Annotated in this window: 25 protein-coding genes; 21 read left to right on the top strand and 4 right to left on the bottom strand. The window is 70.0% G+C overall.

Features of this window, described 5'->3' with window-relative positions:
- The 11 genes from IF99_RS0109355 to IF99_RS0109310 all read left to right on the top strand — a co-directional run bounded on the left by IF99_RS0109355 (position 1) and on the right by IF99_RS0109310 (position 9,856).
- Positions 1–867 carry a helix-turn-helix domain-containing protein gene (locus IF99_RS0109355; RefSeq protein ID WP_010262820.1) on the top strand — a complete coding sequence of 289 codons (867 nt, stop codon included), beginning with the start codon at positions 1–3 and terminating at the stop codon, positions 865–867.
- Positions 864–1,055 (top strand): DUF397 domain-containing protein, encoded by a 192-nt coding sequence (locus IF99_RS32170; protein ID WP_078655035.1) that lies wholly within the window; start codon positions 864–866, stop codon positions 1,053–1,055. The genes IF99_RS0109355 and IF99_RS32170 overlap by 4 nt, the downstream gene beginning before the upstream one ends.
- A gap of 356 nt (positions 1,056–1,411) precedes the next feature.
- Positions 1,412–2,458 carry a hypothetical protein gene (locus IF99_RS0109350; RefSeq protein ID WP_030995911.1) on the top strand — a complete coding sequence of 349 codons (1,047 nt, stop codon included), beginning with the start codon at positions 1,412–1,414 and terminating at the stop codon, positions 2,456–2,458.
- Positions 2,445–3,494: an enolase C-terminal domain-like protein gene (locus tag IF99_RS0109345; RefSeq protein ID WP_030995910.1), complete on the top strand. Its 1,050-nt coding sequence runs from the start codon at positions 2,445–2,447 to the stop codon at positions 3,492–3,494. Before IF99_RS0109350 ends, IF99_RS0109345 begins: the two co-directional genes overlap by 14 nt.
- Before the next feature lie 11 nt (positions 3,495–3,505).
- On the top strand, positions 3,506–3,943 hold the full coding sequence (locus IF99_RS0109340) for a hypothetical protein (protein WP_234340634.1): 438 nt from the start codon (positions 3,506–3,508) through the stop codon (positions 3,941–3,943).
- A 125-nt stretch (positions 3,944–4,068) separates the two neighbouring features.
- Positions 4,069–4,641: an HAD family hydrolase gene (locus IF99_RS0109335; RefSeq protein ID WP_030995908.1), complete on the top strand. Its 573-nt coding sequence runs from the start codon at positions 4,069–4,071 to the stop codon at positions 4,639–4,641.
- Positions 4,638–5,417, top strand: coding sequence for a class I SAM-dependent methyltransferase (locus IF99_RS0109330; RefSeq protein WP_030995907.1), 780 nt, complete (start codon positions 4,638–4,640; stop codon positions 5,415–5,417). The genes IF99_RS0109335 and IF99_RS0109330 overlap by 4 nt, the downstream gene beginning before the upstream one ends.
- 70 nt (positions 5,418–5,487) lie before the next feature.
- The gene (locus IF99_RS0109325; protein WP_030995906.1) at positions 5,488–6,285 is read left to right on the top strand and encodes a phytanoyl-CoA dioxygenase family protein; all 798 of its coding nucleotides are present in this window, start codon (positions 5,488–5,490) and stop codon (positions 6,283–6,285) included.
- Positions 6,266–6,919 (top strand): Sua5/YciO/YrdC/YwlC family protein, encoded by a 654-nt coding sequence (locus tag IF99_RS0109320; RefSeq protein WP_030995905.1) that lies wholly within the window; start codon positions 6,266–6,268, stop codon positions 6,917–6,919. Before IF99_RS0109325 ends, IF99_RS0109320 begins: the two co-directional genes overlap by 20 nt.
- 25 nt (positions 6,920–6,944) lie before the next feature.
- Positions 6,945–9,029, top strand: coding sequence for a phosphoketolase (locus tag IF99_RS0109315; RefSeq protein ID WP_037826677.1), 2,085 nt, complete (start codon positions 6,945–6,947; stop codon positions 9,027–9,029).
- Positions 9,026–9,856, top strand: coding sequence for a phytanoyl-CoA dioxygenase family protein (locus IF99_RS0109310; protein WP_030995903.1), 831 nt, complete (start codon positions 9,026–9,028; stop codon positions 9,854–9,856). The genes IF99_RS0109315 and IF99_RS0109310 overlap by 4 nt, the downstream gene beginning before the upstream one ends.
- A 258-nt stretch (positions 9,857–10,114) precedes the next feature.
- Here IF99_RS0109310 and IF99_RS0109305 read toward each other — a convergent pair whose 3' ends face one another.
- From IF99_RS0109305 to IF99_RS0109290, 4 genes are all read right to left on the bottom strand, one after another.
- On the bottom strand, positions 10,115–10,714 hold the full coding sequence (locus IF99_RS0109305; RefSeq protein WP_030995902.1) for a hypothetical protein: 600 nt from the start codon (positions 10,712–10,714) through the stop codon (positions 10,115–10,117).
- Positions 10,711–11,889, bottom strand: a complete 1,179-nt coding sequence (locus tag IF99_RS0109300) for an MAB_1171c family putative transporter (protein ID WP_030995901.1) — start codon at positions 11,887–11,889, stop codon at positions 10,711–10,713. Before IF99_RS0109300 ends, IF99_RS0109305 begins: the two co-directional genes overlap by 4 nt.
- Before the next feature lie 14 nt (positions 11,890–11,903).
- A complete protein-coding gene (locus IF99_RS0109295; protein WP_234340633.1) occupies positions 11,904–12,263 on the bottom strand; it encodes a hypothetical protein in 360 nt (119 codons plus the stop codon).
- A 341-nt stretch (positions 12,264–12,604) separates the two neighbouring features.
- A complete protein-coding gene (locus IF99_RS0109290; RefSeq protein ID WP_030995900.1) occupies positions 12,605–13,066 on the bottom strand; it encodes a helix-turn-helix domain-containing protein in 462 nt (153 codons plus the stop codon).
- 257 nt (positions 13,067–13,323) lie between these two features.
- Here IF99_RS0109290 and IF99_RS0109285 point away from each other — a divergent pair, with 257 nt between their 5' ends.
- The 10 genes from IF99_RS0109285 to IF99_RS0109245 all read left to right on the top strand — a co-directional run bounded on the left by IF99_RS0109285 (position 13,324) and on the right by IF99_RS0109245 (position 20,118).
- Positions 13,324–13,620, top strand: a complete 297-nt coding sequence (locus tag IF99_RS0109285; RefSeq protein ID WP_030995899.1) for a hypothetical protein — start codon at positions 13,324–13,326, stop codon at positions 13,618–13,620.
- Positions 13,617–14,603, top strand: coding sequence for a hypothetical protein (locus tag IF99_RS0109280; RefSeq protein ID WP_078655033.1), 987 nt, complete (start codon positions 13,617–13,619; stop codon positions 14,601–14,603). Before IF99_RS0109285 ends, IF99_RS0109280 begins: the two co-directional genes overlap by 4 nt.
- Positions 14,600–15,286, top strand: a complete 687-nt coding sequence (locus IF99_RS0109275) for an ATP-binding protein (RefSeq protein WP_037826670.1) — start codon at positions 14,600–14,602, stop codon at positions 15,284–15,286. Before IF99_RS0109280 ends, IF99_RS0109275 begins: the two co-directional genes overlap by 4 nt.
- Positions 15,287–15,358: 72 nt before the next feature.
- Positions 15,359–15,880, top strand: coding sequence for a WhiB family transcriptional regulator (locus IF99_RS0109270; protein ID WP_030995896.1), 522 nt, complete (start codon positions 15,359–15,361; stop codon positions 15,878–15,880).
- Positions 15,877–16,971 (top strand): DUF2637 domain-containing protein, encoded by a 1,095-nt coding sequence (locus IF99_RS0109265; RefSeq protein WP_030995895.1) that lies wholly within the window; start codon positions 15,877–15,879, stop codon positions 16,969–16,971. Before IF99_RS0109270 ends, IF99_RS0109265 begins: the two co-directional genes overlap by 4 nt.
- A gap of 190 nt (positions 16,972–17,161) precedes the next feature.
- Positions 17,162–17,386 carry a hypothetical protein gene (locus IF99_RS0109260; RefSeq protein ID WP_030995894.1) on the top strand — a complete coding sequence of 75 codons (225 nt, stop codon included), beginning with the start codon at positions 17,162–17,164 and terminating at the stop codon, positions 17,384–17,386.
- Positions 17,383–18,003, top strand: a complete 621-nt coding sequence (locus IF99_RS34815) for a MobC family plasmid mobilization relaxosome protein (RefSeq protein WP_030995893.1) — start codon at positions 17,383–17,385, stop codon at positions 18,001–18,003. The genes IF99_RS0109260 and IF99_RS34815 overlap by 4 nt, the downstream gene beginning before the upstream one ends.
- Entirely contained in the window at positions 18,000–18,830 is an 831-nt protein-coding gene (locus IF99_RS34810; RefSeq protein WP_234340632.1) for a relaxase/mobilization nuclease domain-containing protein, read from the top strand. The genes IF99_RS34815 and IF99_RS34810 overlap by 4 nt, the downstream gene beginning before the upstream one ends.
- 275 nt (positions 18,831–19,105) lie before the next feature.
- Positions 19,106–19,660 (top strand): hypothetical protein, encoded by a 555-nt coding sequence (locus IF99_RS35570; RefSeq protein WP_324604369.1) that lies wholly within the window; start codon positions 19,106–19,108, stop codon positions 19,658–19,660.
- A 62-nt stretch (positions 19,661–19,722) separates the two neighbouring features.
- Entirely contained in the window at positions 19,723–20,118 is a 396-nt protein-coding gene (locus IF99_RS0109245; RefSeq protein WP_030995892.1) for a hypothetical protein, read from the top strand.
- Positions 20,119–20,470 lie beyond the last annotated feature (352 nt).

Below are 20,470 nucleotides of genomic sequence, written 5' to 3'. Positions count from 1 at the left end.
GTGGCAGGTGAGTGGAACCTCGGCAGGAGGCGCCTCGGTGACCGTCTCCGCGAGTTGCGTAAACGGAGCGGGCGCTCAGCCGAGGAGGCGGCCCAAGCGATCGAGCACTCGCTCTCCACTGTGAGCCGTATCGAGACGGGGAAGAACCCGGTGCGCCTGCGGGACGTCATGGCGCTGCTCGACCTGTACGGAGTGTCGGACCAGGACGAGCGCGCGGAGGTGGCTGAACTCCACGAGGCCGCGCAACGAGAGCCGTGGTGGAGCGAATTCGATCCGATCCTTGATCCCGGCATGGGGACGTACGCCGACCTCGAAGATGCCGCGACCGACATCCAGCTCTACGAGAACATCTTCGTTCCGGGCATGGCCCAACATCCGGAGTACGCAAGAGAAGTTCTGGCCGCTGCACACCCGGATGCGCCTACCGAGGAGATCGCTCTCCGTGTGCGTTTCCGGGAGGATCGGCGGAAGCAGCTACTGACCCGCGGTGACCGCGTCCTGCGTCTTCGCGTCGTCGTGGAGGAGTCGGTTCTGCGGCGGCCGGTCGGTGGCCCCGATGCGATGCGGCGCCAGATCGACCAACTGCACGACTTCGCAGATCACCGAGGCGTCACCCTCCAGATCATGCCGACCGCGCGCGGCGCCCACGCGGCGCTTCGGGGAGGATTCACGATCCTGACGTCCCGCGCTCCTGCCAAGAGCACCGTCTACATCGACTGCAGCGCTGGCAACCTCTATCTGGAAAAGCCGGCAGAGGTGGCACAGTTCGCAGAGTTGTACGACCGCCTGCAAGCAGAGGCGGCCGGCCCCCAGGAGACGCATGGCTTCCTGGACCGATTGGCAAGAGAGATAGGGCACGAGAAATGATCCGCCAGCACAACCACGGCGCCTGGTTCAAGAGTTCCTACAGTTCCGGGCAGGGCGCCTGCATTGAGGTCAGCCTGGCAAGTGAGAGCGCCGCCTTCCGCGACTCCAAGGACCCCCTGCGGCCCTCCGTGAAAGTCTCCAGGGCTGCATGGAGCCGTTTCGTCCGAGAGTCCGCAGACTCGCGCTGACTTGGGAAGGTGAACCGCGAAGGGTGTCTCCGACGGTCCGGAGACGCCCTTCGTCGCGTCATGGGGGCCCGAAGGGGCCAAGACCGGGTGCCCCCGCGTGAACGAGGATAAAACGGGGATAGCCGCTGAGCCTGTGCGGCTCCTCGCCCCACTGGTTGTCTTGCCGTGCGGCACTCGGTACCTCGTCGACTGTGCCAAAGATGCTGCGCCGACAACCGGGCGCTGCAGACGTCACACCGCCTCCCTAAAAGCAACTCCATTGCTTTTGTGCACGGTTGGAGACATTCATGACCCATCTCTCTATGAGTAGTGCCACGTCCTCGCGCAGCGCCGTGGGCACAGCACGTCTTCGGGACATGGAGCAGACCGCCCTTCGCCACGGGGTGCCCCTTGAGGACGTGCTCCTGATCGCTGTGAATCTGTACGGGATCTCCGGCCAGGACCGTCATCGGGCCCGGGTCAACCTGCGCCTCGCGCGCCGGCCCGAGGTCCCGTGGCAGATCATCGTTCCGCTGAACCGCCCGGCCAGCCCCTTCCGGCTCCGGGGCGACGAGTTGTCGCTGAACGACGTCGTGGTCGCCCACGTCGAGCGCGTCGACGCCGACGAGGCCGTCGGCGGGTACTTCCGCAATGAGGGCCGTGCCGCGACCCTCAATCCCAATGCACGGAGCCGGTGCGTCGGCTGCGCCTTCTGCCCCAACACGCTTGAGGCCGCGGCCGATCCGCGGCTTCGCGAAGAGCAGGGGCTCGACGACCTGTTGCGTGCGCTCGGCGAGCAGCACCCTCGTCGGAACCTCGGCGAGTTGACCGAGGTCACCGTTTCCACGGGTTGCTTCGAGCGGGAGGAAGCGGCCGTCCATCATCTGACGGCTCTCCGGCCCGCTCTGGCGCGCGCCGGCGTCAGCGCCCGGATCGGCTTCCTCACCTCCGTGCTGCGCAGCGACGCCGCGTTCGAGACCATCGCCTCCCAGGTGGCGCCCTTCGTCCTGCGGCTGACCACGGAGCACTTCACTCGGCGCGAGGCCCTGCTCAAGTCAACCAAGGCAGACTTACGGCCCGAACACATGCCGGACCTGCTGGCGCGGGCTCGGGCGGCGGGGCTGGACACCTCGTACACGTACATCGTCGGGCTGGACCCGATGGAGGACCTCGAACGAGGGGTGGGCTCGCTCGCAGGGGTGGTGACTGCGTTCCCGAACATCCAGGTCTTTCAGGCGCACACGGTGATGATGCAGGGCATGCGGACGCCGGGGGCAGAGGGCCTGGACTACTACCTCCGGGCCCGAACGGTCGTCGAGCGAGCCATGGCGCCCACCGGGCTGCGGCCGGTGGGCTGGGAGTGCTACCGGCCGCTCTGGTACTTCACGTACGCCGTAGAGGACCTCCTCGATGGACCTCGCTGACACGGTCATCGAACGCGTTCGAGTGGAGCGCCTCGACGAGAGGGTGTCGGGTCCGTTCATCCCAGGCGACAGCCAGTTCGCGGTGATCGCCGAGGCCCGTGGCGTATCCGATGTGTTCGCGCCGGTCGACGAGTTGCCCGCTGTCCTTGTCGCTGCCCGGCTCGGGCAGGGTGCGGTGGGGGAGCGTGTGACCGACCACGAGGGCCTGCTGCGCAGCCTGCTCGCCGATCTCGGCCCGCATGCGGCAGGTCTCGGACGCTGGGCGGTGGGAGCGCTGGACTGCGCGGTCTGGGAGCTTCACGGCCGCCTTGCCGATCGCCCCGTGGCCGCGTTGCTCAGCGAGCGCCCCGCGCGGCAGGTGCCGGTCTACGCCTCCCGCCTTTCCCTGGACCTCAACTCCGTCTCGGCGGCGGAGTCGGTGGCGGCCACCGCGGCCGAGGGATTCGCCTTCACGAAGTGGGGTTTACGGTCCGGGGACGCCCACGAGCTGGTGGCATGCGCCGAACGAGCGTCGTCGTGGGCAGGGCACAGCGTGGTCATGGATGCCTTGGGCACCTGGGACCACGCACTGGCCGAGGAGCTTGCTCCGCTCCTCGCTCCGGAGACGGTTCGCTGGGTGGAGGACCCGCTGCCGCGAACCGATCGAGCCGCGTACGAGCGCCTGCGCACCCGAGCCGAGGCACTGCGGATCGGGTTCGGCGAGAGGCTGACCCACGTCGAAGACCTCGTCGAGCTGCTGGAGCACTGCCGGCCGGACGCGCTCACCTTCGACGTGATGTGGTGCGGCGGTATCACCGAAGCCCGCGGCTGGCTTGACGCCGCCAGCAGGGCGGCGGTTCCCGTTCACCTGCACGGACGGTCGTTCGTGCCCGCCGTGCATCTGGCCGCCGCCTTCCCCGACAAGACGGAAGCAGTGGAGTACCAGATGGAGTGGGAGCCGCGACGCCAGCGCGCCCTGCGCGAGCCGCTCCTGCCGGAGACCGGTCGCGTCGTGCTGTCCGACCGGCCGGGCTTCGGAGTGGAGGTGCGTCACTAATGCGCACCTCCGTGGGCGAGCTGGCACTTCGCGGACGTCTGGAGCGGCGTGAAGGGCAGGTGCTGCTCGTCCTGGACGAGCGGCTGAACGGGTACGACACATTCCTGTCCGGGACTTTGTGTCTGACCCAGCCGGTGAACGTGGCCGAACTGCCGGTGCGCATCCTCACCTTCGATGACGTCACCGTGCTCTCCCCCCTCCGCGAGGTGATGCCGCAGACAGCGGTCGGCACCGCGTGGCGCGGGTCGCTGCTCATGCCGCACGGTTCGCGCCCGCCCGCCATCCCCGATGACCTCGCACGAGCGGCCACCGAAGCAGGTGTTGACACCGGAAACTGGTCTCCGGCCGAGGCCCGGCAGCTCTTGACCTTCCTCGGGGAAGCCGGCCCCGGTCCGGTCCGTACGGAGCGGATCGGCCTCATCATCACGGCCTTGGCGGCTGCGTCGTGAGCGAGGCGTCTCCCGTACGGCTGGTCAGTCTCGATGTCGGATACACCCTCGGAGAGCCGCGCGGAACGACCCTCACCCAGCGCTTGGTGGAGCTGTCCCCGCTCCCGGCTGGTCGAGCGAAACAAGTGGCGCAGCAAATCCTGCATCCCTTGGACCCACGCAGCGACACGACGGGCCCCCGCAGGGTGTGCGAAGCCCTTGAGATCGCGCCAGCCCGATTCCCTCACGACCACGATCCTCCCGAATTTGCCCTCTGGGCCGGCGCGAAAGAAGCGGTGGCGCGCGTCTCAGAGTTCGTGCCCGTGATCACGCTGTCGAATGTGAGCCACTGGGATGAACGTGAGAGCGATATCTGCGGTCTCCTCGCTCCTCACCTCCGTGCCCACCACCCGTCGTGGCGGCTCGGGTACGCGAAGCCGGACCGCCGGGTGGTGCAGACTGTCGCCCGGCTCCACGGCTTCAGTCCCGCCGAAGTCCTGCATGTGGGCGACAGCTTCGACTACGACGTCCGCGGTGCCCTCGCGGCTGGCGCCCAGGCGTTGTGGATCACCACGAGCGTTCCCACGGCTGAGGAAAGCGGACTGCTGGCCCAGCACCCCGGCCGGGTCGCCCTCGTTCCGGATCTTCCTCGCGCGGTTCGCTTCATCGAACGGACCGTGCACCCGTCTACTCGTACCACCAGGAGAGTTACCCCGTGAGCCAGTTCGACACCACTGCCCCGTTCTACGCCACGTACCGGCCCGGCATCCCGGACGAAGCCGTCGACCTGCTCACGCAACGGGTGGACGGCAAGAAGCACGGAATCCTGCTCGACCTGGGCTCCGGTACGGGCCAGGTGCCCTTGGCCCTGTCCGGGAAGGTGGCGGAGGTCGACGTCGTCGAGCAGGACGCGGGCATGCTCGACGAGGCCGACAAAGCGCTCGCCGGGCTGCCCGCCGCGGTCCGGCTCCACAACGCCTCGGCCGAGGACTTCACACCGCCCCGCTCCTACCGGGCCAACCTCGTCACCATCTGCCGCGCCTTCCACTGGATGGACCAGGACCTCGTGCTCTCGCGCCTCGACGGTATGACCGCTCCGGACGCGACGGTCGCCGTCATGGGCGACGGCAGTCTGTGGACCGCCCGAGCCGAGTGGACGGACGCCCTGCGGAACTTGATCCAGGAGTACCTGGGCGAGGAGCGAAGGGCCGGAAAGGACAAGGTGTACGCGGCGCACAACCGGCCCTACCGCGAGATCGTCGCACATTCGGTGTTCGGGCAGGTCGAAGAGCACACCATCGCCGTCGAACGGGAGTGGAACACCGACACGGTGATCGGCTACCTGTACTCGACCTCCTTCGCTGCCCGCCCCCTGTTCGGCGACCGGGTCGACGCCTTCGAACGCCGTGCCCGCGACCTGCTCGACGAGCACGCCGCCCGCGACGGCCTGATCGAGCATGCCTCCTTCCAGGTCGTCCTCGGCCGCCGCGCCTGACCGGCTCCCCCTCGTCGCCGGGGCGGGCTCTCCCGTCCCGGCGACGCCTCATCGGAAAGGGAAAACCGCTATGCCCGTTTCATGGAGCACTGACGAGCTGCGCCGGTTCGTCGAGGACGGCGTGCTCATACGCCGCGGCCTGGTCCACGGCTCCGTGCTCGCCAGGGCCCGCGCTCTCGTCGGCAAGTGGCTGAACGAGGCGTACGACCCCGAGCGGCTGATCGCCTACACCGAGCGCAGCTTCTCCCCCGAGCTGGAGGAGCACCCCGCTCTCCTCGACCTCTACCAGAAGACCGGCTTGGCGGAGCTGGCCGCGGAGTTGCTGTGGCCTGCGGCGGCAGCCCCGGTCGCCCGAGCGCAGATCCAGATCCGGCTGCCGCACGGCGCGGCACAGCCGGTGAAGGCGATGCACGTTGACGGCGTCTCCTGCCCACATCTCGAATCCCGCGACCTGCGCACGTTCTCCTTCATCGTCGGCGTTGTCCTGGACGGAAGCGCCACGGCCGACGCAGGGGCGCTGCACTACGTGCCGGGCGGTCACCGCCGGATGGCCGAGTACTTCGCGACCGACTGGACGCTGGGTCAGCCCGCCCAGACCCCCGAGGACATCGACGACCTGAACGGCACCGCCCTTGTCGCCGGGCCCGGCGACGTCATCGTGATGCACCATCTCGTCCCGCACCGGGTGGGCATCAACACGAGCGGCACGCCCAGGGTGATGGCGTATTTCCGGGTCAGCCACGCTCAGCACGCCGATCTCGCGCTGGAGGCCCTCTCGGACCCGTCGCTGGAGTTCCCTGCGCTCTCCGCCCTCGCTGCCCGCCGACCGGTTGTCAAGGGAGGGCACCATGGACGTCCTCGCTCCTGACCAGCTCCCGCTCGCGGCCCAGCTCCTGAGGACCGGGCGACTGGTCGCCATGCCGACGCCTCGCTGGTACATGCTGTGTGCCCGCGCCACCGATTTCCTCGCCACGCGCGCGATCTTTCACGTCAAGCAGCGTCCCGAGACGAAGCCGCTGCTCCTCCTGCTCGACTCGACGACCAGGGGCGACGCCCTGTTCGACCTGAGCGATGACGCCCGCCTGCTGATGGAGCACCTGTGGCCGGGGGACCTCGCGTTGCGTCTTCCGTGGAAGCCGGGCGCGGAGCCCATCGCGGCCGTCGGCTCCCCCGCGCTCGTCGGCTGCCCCGACGGAATCCTGGGGCGACTGTTCTCGACGGTCGGTGAGCCGCTGGCCGCTGCCGTGTGCAGCATCTCCACCCCCGCTGCCGGCGTCGCGGATCACCCGGCGCTCACCGTCGCCCAGGTCGCCGCCTTCGACCGGCGCGCGAAGGCCGGTATCGCTGCGGTCGTCGACGGCGGGATCTGCCCGCACGGCCGGCACCTGACCGTCGTCGACTGCCCCGTGGACGCCGCCGCTCGCGTCCATCGGGAAGGCACCGTCCACGCTCGTGCCGTCGAAGCCGCGCTCACACCGACAGGAGGCGCCCGTGTGGGCTGACCTCGTCCGACGAACGAACCGCCTGGTGTCCGATGCTTCGGTATCCGCCGTCGCCGACGCGCTCGACTACCTCTGCCTCGCTCAGCTTTACCTTCGTGAGAACCCGCTCTTGGCCCGGCCCCTGACCTCGGCCCACGTCAAGTGGCGACCGGCGGGCCACTGGGGCGTCTGCCCGCCGGTCAACCGGATGCTCGCCGCTCTGGGCCCGGTCCAAGCGTCCGTCCCCGACGGATACGAGCTGCATGTCCTGCACGGCGCCGGACACGCCGGCCCGTCCGCCCTCGCCCACGCCTACCTCACCGGCAGGCTCGGCCGCCTCCACCCTGACCTGATTCAAAGTCCGGCCGGGCTGCTCGAACTCGTCTCCGGCTTTCCCCGCCCCGAGACCGGCGGTGAGATCACCCCGATGATTCCTGGACACCTGCACACCGGTGGTCAGCTCGGCGCCGCCCTCGCCATCGGGCAGGGCACCGTGCTCGACGCACCTCACCGGCTGACGGTGGCCTTGCTCGGTGACGGGGAGTGCGAGACCGGGACGGCCGCCGCTTCCTGGCTTGCTCCCCGTGCGCTGCACGGTACGGGTGACCACGGCACGGTGCTGCCCGTCGTCCTGCTCAACGGGATGCGGATGGGGGGACCGAGCGTGCTCTCCACGCTGAGCCGTGACGAACTCACCGCCTACTTCACCGGTTTGGGCCACCAGCCCGTCTACAGCGACGGCCTCGACATCGCCCAGCTCCGGCAGGCGATGGCCGAAGCGGTCGCGGACGTGCGGCCGTTGGGCGTCCCGGGGCCGTCGAGCGTCCTGATTCTCACCCTGGAGAAGGGCTACGGCGCCCCCGTCGGGCTCGCCGGAACTCCGGCGGTGCACAAGACGCCGCTGCGCGACCCGGCGAGCGTCCCGGGCGAGTTTGACCTCCTCTCCAAGTGGCTGGCCTCCTACCGTCCCGCCCAGCTCCTGACGCCCGGCGGTCGGCCCCGTCCGCACCTGCTGCCCGCGCTCCCTCGGCCCTGGCCCGAGCCCGGCGGTCTCTCGGCGCCGAGGGGTTGCGTCGCCGCCTCCTCCCAGGTTGCCGACCATGCCTCCGGGCGCGGTTTCGCGCAGGTGGTCCCGGATGTCCTGCGGGCTCGCGCCGCACAGGGGCCCTTCCGTGTGTTCAGCCCCGACGAGCTGGCCTCGAACCGTCTCGGCCTCACCGACGGGCAAGGGCGCACCGTGCCGTGGGCGGTGGAAGTGCTCAGCGAGGAGCTGTGCCACGCCTGGGCCCAGGGTTACACGGAGACCGGCCGGCACGCGCTCGTCGCCACTTACGAGGCGTTCGCGCCGATCACCCTCAGCCTCGTTCAACAGCAGCTCAAACACCGGTCCGCACGCCGCCACGCCGGTCTCGCGCCGCTCCCCAGCCTGGTCTACCTCCTGACCAGCCTCGGCTGGCACAACACCTTCACCCACCAGAACCCCAGCCTCGCCACGGCCCTGCTGGCCGGCGGTGATCCCTCGGTCCACGTCCTGACCCCCGCCGACCCGGCACGCGCCGCCGCCGCTCTCACCTTCGCCCTGCGCAAGCTCGACCGGTGCACGCTCGTCATCGCCGACAAGCACGCAACCGTCCAGTACCCACTGGAGACCCTCGACGAGGAGCTACGGCACGGGATCGCAATCTGGCCCCACCTCAGCGCCCCCGGCCCCGAAGAACCCGACCTGATCCTCGCCTCCGCCGGAGACCTCCCCGCCGAAGCGCTCACCACGCTGGCGAGGCGGCTGCGCGACGACCGCCCCGAACTCCGCCTGCGCTACGTCCACATCCACGACCTCACAGCCCTCGCCGAGGAAAACACCCGCCCCCTCGCCCTCGCCCCTGCCGCGTTCACCCACCACTTCGGCACCAGAGCCCCGCTCGTGCTGGCCACCAGCGGACAACCGGCCGACATCCACGCCCTCTTCGGCCGCCGCCACCCCGGTCCCCGGCTCACCGTCCTCGGCTACCGCGACCCCGGCCGCCCCGTCTCCCAGACCCACCTGCGCCAGCTCTGCGGCCTCGACGACACCAGCTTGTGGCACCTCGCCACCACCCTCATCGACGCCTCGAAGGAGATACCGGCCCTATGAGCACCCCCCTCCCGCCCGCCACACCCGACGCCGGCGTCATCGGCGCCTTCGAACGCGACGGATATGCAGTCATCCGCAACGCGATCCCACCCGACCTGCGCGAGCGACTTCTGACCACCGCTGAGAAGCTCTTGGCCAGCAACATCACCCAGGGCCGTGACCGCGGCGGCGACGGCAAGGACGGCTTCCGCGGCTGCCTCAACCTCGACCGCGCCTTCCTCCCCCTCCTCGCCAACCCCGCCGTCCTGCCGACCGTCGTCCAGCTCCTCAGCCCGAACATCCACCTCCTCTCCGCCCACCTCATCGCCCTCCCCAGCGGCCCGCCCCGCACCATCCGCATCCCCCAACGCCACGGCTGGCACCGCGACATGTACGGCGTCACCACAGACCTCGGCTTCCCCCACACTCCGCGCATGGCCATCAAGGTCGCCCACTACCTCACGCCCGTCACACCCGACTGCGGACTGACGATGTTCCTCCCCGGCAGCCACCGCCTCACCGAAGAACCCATCGTTCCCCCCGACGCCATCGACCCGCCCGGAGCCGTCACCCCCGACATCAACGGAACCGACACCGTCCTCTTCGAGAACCGGACCTGGCACACCGGAGGCATCAACCTCTCAGGCCGCCCCCGCATCGCCCTCATGCTCCAGTACGGCTACCGCTGGCTCCACTCCGTCGACGACCCCGCCACCGACCTCCGCCAGGACCCCACCCTGACCCCCATCGAGCAACAGCTCCTCGGCCTCCCCGACCGACACCCGGACGGCTCGCTCGCCAAGGGCACCGGAGCAGCCCCGATCCGTTCCTGGTGGAAGAGACGATGACCCCCCCTGCGCTGCGGCGAAAGTGCTGGGGGAGCGGTCCCAACGGCCCGCCTTGTGCTGCTCACGGGCACACCTTGGACAAGCGGGGCACATTCCCCCGTACGAAGTGGTGCACGTCCACTTGTACGCGGACATCGCTCACGCTGTCTTCCAGAAGGCGGTGGCGGATCCGGTGACGCGGCGGGCCATGGTGGAAGACATCGCCCGCCACGCCGAGGCCCAGTCTCGATCTCGTCGGCAAGCCGTGCCCGTGGCGTGCTATCGGAGAGCTACGAAGACGACCGCAGCCACGGCGCCCAGGGCGGCTCCGACGACCGTCTGGGGCATTGTGTGGTCGTGGAGCGAGACGCGGGACCACCCGATGGTCGCGACCCCGAGGTAACCGAGAAGCGCCCAGGGCCCGAGCGCGACCGTCAGGACGGAGACGACGCCCGACGCGACGGCGGTGTGGACGGAGACCTTCCAGAAGATGGTGACGGCCATCGTCAGCAGGAGGCCCGCGATCATGGCGAGGACAAGTGCGATGACGTCCTGGGGAGCGTCGAGGAGGGCGAGTAGCACGATGCCGACGAGCACTGAAGCGAGTGTGCCCAGCAAGGGGATCCAGCGCTGCGACCGGACCTTTACGTGCTTGTCCGTCCAGTGGCCTCGGCGTGCGCCCAGGATGATGAACGTGATGGGGAAGGCGCCGCAGAAAGCACCCGCGAGTAGGCCCCAGCCGGCTCCGGAGAGTGAAGTGGTGGAGTGCCAGCCGATGACGAGGAGGATGCCGATCACGAGGTTCGCCGGAGCAAGGATTTCGGTGATCAGCCTGGCTGAGCGGCGCTCGGGCGAAGCGGTGGTGAACGTGGTGCTCAAGACGTTTCCTCGGAAAGATGGGTGCGCAGGAACGTTTCTGTGAGGGGTGACCGGTAGGCCGAGCTGAGCCGCATCAAGGCGCGAAGCTCAACCGCCAGATCGCGGCCACCGCTTGCGGGCGGGACGGCCTCGCCCGAAGGATCGCCGCCGTGTCTGCATTTCTCGCGGGCGACGGCGAGCCAGCAAGCCTCTGCGGCTACGTCCGCGTCCGCGCCGATGAAGCCCCCGGTGAGTGCGTGGTCGTAGGCGAGACCTCGAAGCTTTGGGGTGGTATATGCGGAGAGCGTGAGGATCGAGTCGCGTACCTCGATCGTTCTGCGGTAAAGCCGGTCGTTGGTCCGGGACAGGGTCACAGCATCCCGTAGGCGTCCGGTTGGGGCGTGTAGCCGGCTGGACGGTACGACATCGGTGAGGTGGCGCCACAGGGGGTAGAGCCGAGCAAGGCGCCAATGGGCGCGGAGCCGACGGGCGACCCGGGGTGCGACCGGCAGCGTGCTGCCGATCACGATCAGCAGGAGCGCGATGTAGAGGAGCGTGGTGCTCACGGTCTCGTCGTTTTGCTCGCCGAGGAGCGAGTGGCCGGCGTACTGAACGCAGAGGGCTGTGACGCGGTGTGCCGCGTAGACGAGGCCGACGGCCGTACCGGCCCCCGTGACGAGAAGGCCGCGTCCCACGAGGCCGCTGTCGGGCTGCCGCCCCCACCGCCAGCACAACGAGGTCGCGCTCAAGAGGGCGGCGCCGAGGTAGCCGGTCCATACGAGGCCGTACGCGAGGATGGTGGAGTGGGAGCCGTAGTCGGCGAGGAGATCGTCGGCCTCGGTCGGCTGAGGGGTGGCTGCGAAGAAGAGCACGAGTAGAGCAACGGTGACGAAAGGGATCGCGTGGTGAAGGCGCGAGGCCCGGAACTGCCCCTTCTTGTTCGCCATGTCCGCGACGAAGGTGAGTACGGAGGCGGCAGCGACTGTTGCGCAGATGTGCTTGAGCAGGTAGCTCAGGTTTGTGACGTGCAGGTTCTCGTCGAACGCCGAGGCTACGGCGACAGGGCGGACTGTCATCGCCACGGCGAGGGCGAGGAAGGCGAGCCACAGGCTCAGCCCTTGGCGTCTGCGGAAAGTCGGTCCTGCTCTCCAGACAGTCACGGCCCAGAGCAGGGCGGCAGGTACGGCGTCGATCATGGTGGAGCTTTTCTTTAGTAGCAGCTCAGGACGGAGTTCATGCGCCTGAGCCGGGGCGGCGCCGAGCCGTCGGCTTCGGACCGTTGGGCTGCTCGTGTGGCGATCCGGCCGGCCAGGGTCTCGGCCTCGCGCTCGATGGGCGCTCCGTAGCTGGTGCGGCCGAGCATGTGTGCTACGAGGCTGGGGTCGACTCCGAGGGGGAGCCGTTCGTGCAGGTCGTTACCAGCTTCGTGCCCGAGGAGCATGTGGCTGATCTCGTGGAGCACGATGTGGTCGCGGTGCAGAGGACTGGTGGCGTCCTCGACGGCGATGAGGTCGATGTCCTCAAGGGCGACCCAGAAGCCGCACGGCATTTCCGTGCTTATCCCTGGCACGGATTCCAGATGGATAGGTCGACCGCGCATTTCTGCGACGCGGTGAACCAGCTCCTCCGTGCTGAATGGATCTGGTAGATCCAGGTGGTCCAGGATGAAATCAATCTTTGACTTGCGGTCAGGGGGAAGCCCTGTGTTGCCGCGGCTTTTCATTGGCTCTCCGAGGCGTACCGGATCGTCAGGGCTGACGAGTGGTTCCGGGAGTATAGAAGCCCGAGGTGAACGTATGAAAGGCCAGTTCGCAGGGCTGTCTGGTCGAAAACGGGCAACCAGTGCATTGTGCAACTAGCCCGTTTGGATAGGGGGCTAAAAATGGCCCCCGAACCCAATGGTGACCTTTATCACTCGCTATTTTTTGACGGCTTATCAGGCGCCGCTTCTCGTGGCTGTAGTCCTTCAAGCTCGCGAGTCCGGTCGATCATCTCGCCGATGATTTGCAGCGACTTGCTTGACAGGCCCGATGCGCGCAGCGCGAGGGATCTGACCCCGTTGTCCCGCAGCACGGCCAGTGCGTCGATCTCGGCCTGGATCTTCTTCGAAGCGTCGTCGTCGAAGAAGTAGGCGACGGGTACGCCGAAGAAGGTGCTGAGTGCCTCCATGTGGCGCTTTGTCGGGTTGTCTCTGCCGCCGCTGCGGAGCTGCCAGATGTAGCTCGCGGAGATCGTGGGGCCGCCCTGTCGCTTGATGCCGACGGCCACTTCCTCGTACGTGTATGGCCCCCTTCCCTTTGGGTGCACCGTCTCGAACAGGTGGTCAAGGCGCTGGGCGAACGTGGGGGGCGGGTCTGCGGGGTCGTTTTCCACGGGTCTCTCCGCTAGTCGTCCGTTTACGTCAGTGGAGGCTATCACTCGGCCGTTTTCCCTGGTTGACAGGCCGGACTCGCCTCAGTCTATGGTGATCACGCCTCATCCTCCCAGAAAAACGGACGAGGTGCGGTGGTCCCCGGAGTTCCAGCTCCGGGGACCACCGGCCGGGTGCCTGACAAGGCGACCGACCCATCCGGAGTGCGCGGACTGCTGCCAGGCCGAGCGCGCACTCCTCGACAACGAGGGAGTATCACATGGACGCCTCCCGAGGCGGAACCTCCGCCATGCCCAGCGGCACGGCGTGCGCAAGGGAGCTGGCGCATGGCGCGGCATGGCTGCGGGTAAGCCTGTCGCGGCCAGGGACCACCTGGCCGCACCCGTACTGCCGCGCCTACGACGAGGAAATGAACCCGGTCCGGCTGAACCGTGCAGCCGCGCGGACCCTGGCCCGCTGGGTGATCCGGTCCTACCCGGACACCGACTGGTCGCAGAGCTACGACCTTGATCTGGCAAGCGGTGCTCTCACGCCCAGCGCCGAGCGGGGGCGATGATGGCACGGATCCGCACCGTAAAGCCCGAACTCTGGACCAACGAGCGCGTGGCGACCTGCTCGGCGTCGAGCGTCCTCACCTACATCGGTCTCTTCACCCAGGCTGACGACTTCGGTCGCCACCGGGACAACGCGGCGATCATCGCCGGGGTGCTGTGGCCGCTGCGTGCCGAGCACACTCCCGTGCACGTCGAGGACGACCTCACCCAGCTCGCCGAGGCCGGGCTCATCTGCCGGTACACGGGCTGCGACGGCCGCTCCTACCTGCACATCACCGGCTGGCGGGAGCACCAGAAGATCGATCGGCCCAGTCAGTCGCGCACCCCGGTCTGTCCCGAGCACCAGCACGAGGATCGGTGCGGCAGGTGCAAGGGCCCCTGCGTCGCCGCGACCCCTCGCGGAGCCCTCGGTGAGTCCTCGCCGAGTCCTCGCGCACCCGTCGCCGAGTCCTCGTCGAGCCCTCGCGAGGCCCACGCGACCTCTCGGGCTGGGCTCGAAAGCCTCTCTTCGGCCCCGCCGGGCACGACGGGGCCGTCAGAAGAGAGCCTGGCGACTGTCTCTGCTGAAGGAGCAGGTCAGAGGGAGGTTCTGCCGGATTCGTCGAGGGCTCCACGAGGGCTCGTCGAGCCCTCGGCGTCTGGATCTAGGATCTTGGATCCTGGATCTTCTTCCCCTACGGGGCGCGAGGCGCCCGAGGCCGGTGCCAAGGCCGACTCCCTGCTCGCCGAGTACCTCCGCTCCTGCCCCCGGCGCCCGCCCCAGGGAGTCCTCGGACACCTCGGACGCATCATCAAGCAGCTCCTGTCCGAAGGCATCGACTCGGGCCACGTACGGGCCGGTCTCGCCCGGTACAGCGAGATTCAGGGCCATCCCTCGCGGCTGCCGAGCCTGGTGAACGACGCCATGAACCGGCCGCTCGCAGGGGCCCACAGCGCCTGGACGAACCCCGTCGATGCCGCTTCCGCCTACGAGGAGGAACTGTGAGCACGAGCGAGCCCCTGCGTATCGGCGACGGCCCGCTGCGCGCGGTCCAGCGAATCCTCCGGGCCAGGGGGCTGGACCCGCGCGCTCTGCCCGAGAGCGGCTCCGAGCCGGATCTCGCCGGACGGCACGAGGCGCGGATCCCGCCGCGCTACCGGGGCGCGGCCGTCGGCCACCCGGCGGTCCTCGCCTGGGCCGACCAGGTCGTCGCCGCTGCCGAGCGCCCGAATCCCGGTGCCCGCGCGGCGGTGACCACCGGGCCGAGCCTCCTGCTGGCGGGGCCGACCGGCGTCGGGAAGACGCACGAGGCGTACGGAGCGGTCCGCGCGCTCGTCGACGCGGGCCTGGCCGTCCGCTGGGAGGCGACGACCGCCGCCGACCTCTACGCGGAGCTGAGGCCGCAGCCGGGGAGCGACCCGGAGCGCGTCCTCGCCAGGGTGTCCCGGGTCCCGCTCCTGCTCCTCGACGACCTCGGCGCCGCCCGGAGCAGCGAGTGGGTCGAGGAGATCACCTACCGCCTCATCAACCGCCGGTACAACCTTCTCCTCCCAACGCTCATCACCACCAACCTTCCCATCCGGGACCTGCGCACCACCCTCGGCGACCGCATCGCGAGCCGACTCGCGGAGATGACGGACCGCGTCGTGCTCGACGGCGCCGACCGCAGACGCCGCTCCGCCGCCTGAACTCCCGGACACCTCCCGCACCCACGCCCCGCCGACGCGCCCACCCGCGCGCCGGGGCGGATCGGAACACTCATGAGCGCCCACCCCAACTACATTCACCGGCTCCTCGGCGACCAGACCTGGCAGGCCGATGCCGTGTGCCGCAGCACCCCCTACCACAAGGTCGACCCGGAGATCTTCTTCCCCGCCCCCGACGACGCCGAGTGCATCGCCGCCGCCAGGAGCCTCTGCGCCCAGTGCCCCGTCAGCCGGGCCTGCCTCGACGCCGCCCTCGAAACGCGCGACACCTGGGGCATCCGGGGCGGCGTGACCGAGGAAGAGCGCGCTGTCCTCCAAGAGGACCTCGCGGAGCGCCTCGACCGCAGCCGCGTCGCCGAAGCCCTCGACGGCCGGGACATCCACCTGAGCGCGGCCGAGCGCAAAGCCGTCGCGGCCGGGGCCCACCGCCAGGGCTACTCGAAGGAGAAGCTGGCCCGCATCCTGAAGATCACACCCGGCCACGCGCAGAAGATGATGCGCATCGCCCGCCGGGCGGAGGAGCACCGCGCGAACGCGCAGAGCGGCGGACAGGACGACTTCGGGACGGCAGCGTGAGCGACCCGAAGCGCAGCTCCGCGAGCTGGTGGGACCGGGCCGTCGTCGTCGCCCTGGGCGGCGCCGCCTGCGCCCTCTCCTACGACTCCCTCCAGCAGATGGCCGTGGCCGTCCACGTCCGAGGCGCCCTCACCTACGCCTTCCCCCTCGTGATCGACGGCTTCATCGCCTACGGCGTCCGCGCCCTCCTCGTCCTCCAGGACGCCCCGCTCCGTGCCCGCGCGTACCTCTGGGGGCTCTTCGGCGCTGCGACGGCCACGAGCATCTGGGCGAACGCCGTCCACGCCGTCCGCCTCAACGACGTCGCGACGGCCACCGGCCTGCATCTGGGCAACAAGGTGGTCGCCGCACTGTCCACCATCGCGCCCCTCGCCCTCGCCGGGGCGACACACCTCTACATCCTCATCGACCGGGGGATGGACAGGGTCCGCTCGGCCGCCCAGAAGGTCAGCTTCGACCGCCGGCCCCCCGAGCCGGTGACGGACGCCCGGTCCGTGCTCGACCAGGCGCCCGAGGTGTCCGCCGCCGAGGTCGACGGACACAAGCACCGCGAAGCCCTGGTGGCCGGTCGGGTGTCCGAGCCGGTGGAGGAGCAGACGGCGGTCGCTGTGCACGACGCGGTGATTTCCGAAGTGGAGGACAGCAGCCGGAGCGAGAGGCCGGTGGGTTCGCCCGACGGCGGACAGCCGGTCCTGCCGGGTCTGTCCGCCACGAACACGGGGCGGACAGCCGGAGTGCCCACCGGGACGGACGCGGGTCTGCGCCTGGTCAAGGGGACGGGGACGGCGGACACTCCGCAGGGGCCGTCCACGGCGGAGGACAGCCCGCGAACCGCCCCTACCCGGACGACGCCCCGGACAGCGGCTGCTGTCCGCCCACGTCAGAGGCCCGGTGAGGATGCGGACCACACCGAGCGGCTGCTCCAGATCGCGCGCGAAGCGGTGCGGGTCGAAGGCCGCCTCACCCGGAAGGTCGTCGCGGACGCGATCCGGGGACGCGACCTCACGCTGTCCAACGACCGCTTGACCGAGCTGGTGCACGCCCTGAAGGACCAGCCCGGACAGTCCCGCAGCGGACACCGTCCGGGGTGAGGGCGCCGGGTGACCGGCCGGGCCGGACAGCCCGGCCGGTCACCCCTCCCCGTGCACACCGCAGCCCCGGTCAGCCCGGCCGGGCCGGTCACTTGCCGACACCTCTCCTCCGCCCGGTCACCGCAGTCGGAGGACACCGAGAGGAGGCCGGACAGCCACGCTGTCCGCCGACCTAGGAAAGGGAAGAACGATGCGCACCACCCGAGCAACGGTCGCCGAGGCCGACGCCTGGCTCACCGTCCTCCACCGCGCCGGTCACGTCCACACGGTCGACGCGCACGCGGACGGCACCTGGACCGTCCGCGAACGACCGGACAGCCCCGCCTGGACCCTGCACCACCCGGTGCTCGCCATGGACTGGATCGCCGCCGTCCTGCGCGGCAGCGACGCCGATGGCCAGAACCGCGCGAAGTGACCTCCCCCAACGGCGAAGCCGCCACCGGACAGGACACGGCCACCGGCCGAGCAAGCTATACCGTACGACCGTCCTACGGCCGGACGAACGGAGCCACCGCCCAGGAGGGCGGTGGCGGCCCGTCGGGTTCCCGGACGAGGGCGCCCGAGAACCCGACGGACAGGGACCGGCACCAGGGGGCGCCGGTCCCGGAAACGGACAAGCTCTCCACGCCTCCGCGCGCTCCGCGCCGCCGTCCCCGCAACCCCGCCCCGCGCCAGCGCACCCGCAAAGTAACCACCCGCCTCGCCGGGACCGAGTACGAAGAGATTCTCGCCGCCGCACGCCGCCGCGCTGTGACCACCGCGCGCTTCCTCGCCGCCGCCGGACTCGCCGCCGCGCGAGGCACCACCGCCCTCGAACCCGACGAGAAGCGCGACGCGGTCATCGACGAGCTGGCGCTCACGCGCGCCCAGCTCGCCCGCGTCGGCAACAACCTCAACCAGCTCACCCGCGCCACGCACCTCGGCATCGCGCCGCACCCGGACGACCTCGCGCACACCCTAGACCGCCTCCGCCGCACCCTCGCCACGATCGACGAAGCGGCGACCGCCCTCGCCAAGCGCAGGCCGGCATGAACCCCAACATCACCCGCGGCAGCCGCATCTACGGCCTCCTCGCCTACCTCTACGGGCCCGGCCGCCACAACGAACACACCGACCCCCACCTCGTCGGCTCCTGGGACGGCTTCGCCCCCGACCCCGGCCGCGACCCCAACGCCAGCCTCAAGCACCTCGCGAACACCCTCGACCTGCGCCCCTCCCAGCTCGGCGACGCCCTGCACAAGCGCCACGTGTGGCACTGCTCGATCCGCACCGCGCCCGAGGACCGCGAACTCACCGACCAGGAATGGGACATGATCGCCCGCCGAGTCCTCCATGCCGTCGACGTCAGCCTCGAAGGAGACGACGACGGCTGCCGGTGGGTAGCCGTCCGCCACGCCCCCGACCACATCCACATCGCCGCCACCCTCGTACGCGGCGACCTGCGCAAGGTCTACCCCCGCAACGATTACCTCAAGGCCCAGGCCGCCTGCCGGGAACTCGAAGCCGAACTCGGCCTGCGCCGCCTCAACCCCGGGGACCGTACGGCGGCGAAGCGCGCAAGCACAGGGGAACGGCTCAAGGCCGAGCGCCTGAACCTGCCCGACTCCCCAGCGACACCCTCCGCACCGCCGTACGCCAAGCCCTCGCCGCAGCCGGCACCGAAGAGGACTTCTTCGCCCACCTCGCCAGCGCCCGCATCCTTGTCAGGTACAAGAAGGGACCCAGCGGCGACGTCCTCGGATACTCCGTCGCCCTCCCCGACGACGACACCCCCATCTGGTACGCGGGCAGCACCCTCGCCCCCGACCTCTCCCTGCCCAAGATCCGCCGGACCCTCCCGGACACCACCACCCCGCTGAACGTCCAGGCTGCCCGCGCCAGCCGCCCGGAGGCAGCCCGCCGACGCGCGACCTCCCGCCTCGACCGCGCCCAGCACGCCCTCGCGCGCGGCGGAGACGACGGCGCGGACGACCTCGCGGGGACCGGAGCCGTCCTTGACGCCCTCGCCGCCACCGCGGCCGAGCCCACCCGAAGCGAAATACTCCACGCGGCACGGGCGTTCGAGCGAGCAACACGAAGCCACGTCCGCGCCGAGAACGCCGACCGACGCGCGCTGCGCGCCGCCGCCCGGGAAATGATCCGCGCCGGAACCCCCCGCCGCGACGACGGAGCCGCCGCTGCGGCGATCCTCACCGCGCTCCTCCTCACCGTCGTCGCCGCCGCCCGATGGCACGCGGCCCGCGGACACGCCCAGCAGGCCGCCGCCGCCCGCTCGACAGCCCAACACCTGCGCACCGCCTACCGCATGGCCGCCGCCTCCCCCATGGGCACCCTCCGGGACCGCGCGGCCCACCTCCCCGCCGCCCAACGCGCCCGCCTCGACGCCGCCATCGCCACCGCACTACCGGGATCCGGGAACAGGAAGGGCTCCACGCGGCCGATGGACGCCCTCACTGCCACCCTCGCCGAGGCCCAGGAGGCCGGCTACGACCCCGAGACCCTGCTGCGGGACGCGTCCGACGCGCGTGAACTGCGCACCGCCGTCAGCGTCGAGGACGTCCTCGTGTGGCGCATACGCCGGCTCGCCCAGCTGCCCTCTCCCGACGGCCGAAACGACCGGGTGGCACGGCCCACGAACCGCCCGCGCACAGTGAACGAGCAGGCCAGCCGCCCCAACCCGATGCGGTAAAGCCCTCGACACCGTGCGAAAGACCCTGCTAAGCCAGAGAACCGAAGTAAAACGGAGCCTCCGTGAGAACCGCCACCGAGCCCACGACCGATACCACCGAGCCCGTCGCCCGCCCGTCCCTTCCCGTAACTCCGCCGAGCCCGGAACCGCGCCACGAGCCGGGGAACGACATCGGCCCCGAGGCCGTCCGCATCGTGGAGCATGTCGGGCAGTACAGCCTGCGCGGCATGCCCGCGTGGTGCGCCGAGTGCGGCGCCCGTCGCGACTGGGCCTTCATCGGCCAGGGGCGGAACGTATGGATCGCCTGCCGATGCGGCACCGTCTGGCACGAGCCGGAGATGGGCCGCCGAGACATCGACGCCCTCTACCGCTCCGGCGGGATCACCTACCCGACGGTCAAGCAGGCGCTCCACGCCCTCGGGCGTGACGGCACCTTCCGTGGCCTGTATTTCACGTAGGCGGATCGCCCCTGCTGCCTCGCTGGACAAGCAGCCGGGGAACAAGCGACGAGGGCCGCCCCGCACATGTGCGGGGCGGCCCTGCGGTCGGTCAGGAGAGCGCGAGCGTGAGTGCCTTCGTCGTGAGGCGGAAGGCGGAGAAGAGGCCGCGTACCTCGCAGAGCGTGGGGCGGACGATCTCCGGTCAGTGAGCGGTGACGGCCGGCCAGGAGGCCAAGAGCACCGAGTCCTTGGCGAGACCGAGGTGCGCCTGGACGTCCCAGCCGGAGTCGGCGCCCGGCTCCCACAGGAGACTCATCTGGCCGGGGAGCAGCAGGGCTCCCCGAGGGCGCCACGCGATACGGATGGGACT

This window comes from Streptomyces sp. NRRL F-5630 (assembly GCF_000719475.1).
GTDB lineage: Bacteria > Actinomycetota > Actinomycetes > Streptomycetales > Streptomycetaceae > Streptomyces.
The sequence above is the reverse complement of the archived record's forward strand: the minus strand, read 5'-3'. Positions and strand labels throughout refer to the sequence as shown.

Coding starts and splice junctions, on each gene's coding strand:
- IF99_RS0109280 (WP_078655033.1), top strand. CDS start 13,617: ATGATGGCACGGATCCGCACCGTAAAGCCCGAACTCTGGACCAACGAG.
- IF99_RS32170 (WP_078655035.1), top strand. CDS start 864: ATGATCCGCCAGCACAACCACGGCGCCTGGTTCAAGAGTTCCTACAGT.
- IF99_RS0109320 (WP_030995905.1), top strand. CDS start 6,266: ATGGACGTCCTCGCTCCTGACCAGCTCCCGCTCGCGGCCCAGCTCCTG.
- IF99_RS0109345 (WP_030995910.1), top strand. CDS start 2,445: ATGGACCTCGCTGACACGGTCATCGAACGCGTTCGAGTGGAGCGCCTC.
- IF99_RS0109260 (WP_030995894.1), top strand. CDS start 17,162: ATGCGCACCACCCGAGCAACGGTCGCCGAGGCCGACGCCTGGCTCACC.
- IF99_RS0109270 (WP_030995896.1), top strand. CDS start 15,359: ATGAGCGCCCACCCCAACTACATTCACCGGCTCCTCGGCGACCAGACC.
- IF99_RS34810 (WP_234340632.1), top strand. CDS start 18,000: ATGAACCCCAACATCACCCGCGGCAGCCGCATCTACGGCCTCCTCGCC.
- IF99_RS35570 (WP_324604369.1), top strand. CDS start 19,106: ATGATCCGCGCCGGAACCCCCCGCCGCGACGACGGAGCCGCCGCTGCG.
- IF99_RS0109300 (WP_030995901.1), bottom strand. CDS start 11,889: ATGATCGACGCCGTACCTGCCGCCCTGCTCTGGGCCGTGACTGTCTGG.
- IF99_RS0109350 (WP_030995911.1), top strand. CDS start 1,412: ATGGAGCAGACCGCCCTTCGCCACGGGGTGCCCCTTGAGGACGTGCTC.
- IF99_RS0109325 (WP_030995906.1), top strand. CDS start 5,488: ATGCCCGTTTCATGGAGCACTGACGAGCTGCGCCGGTTCGTCGAGGAC.
- IF99_RS0109310 (WP_030995903.1), top strand. CDS start 9,026: ATGAGCACCCCCCTCCCGCCCGCCACACCCGACGCCGGCGTCATCGGC.
- IF99_RS0109285 (WP_030995899.1), top strand. CDS start 13,324: ATGGACGCCTCCCGAGGCGGAACCTCCGCCATGCCCAGCGGCACGGCG.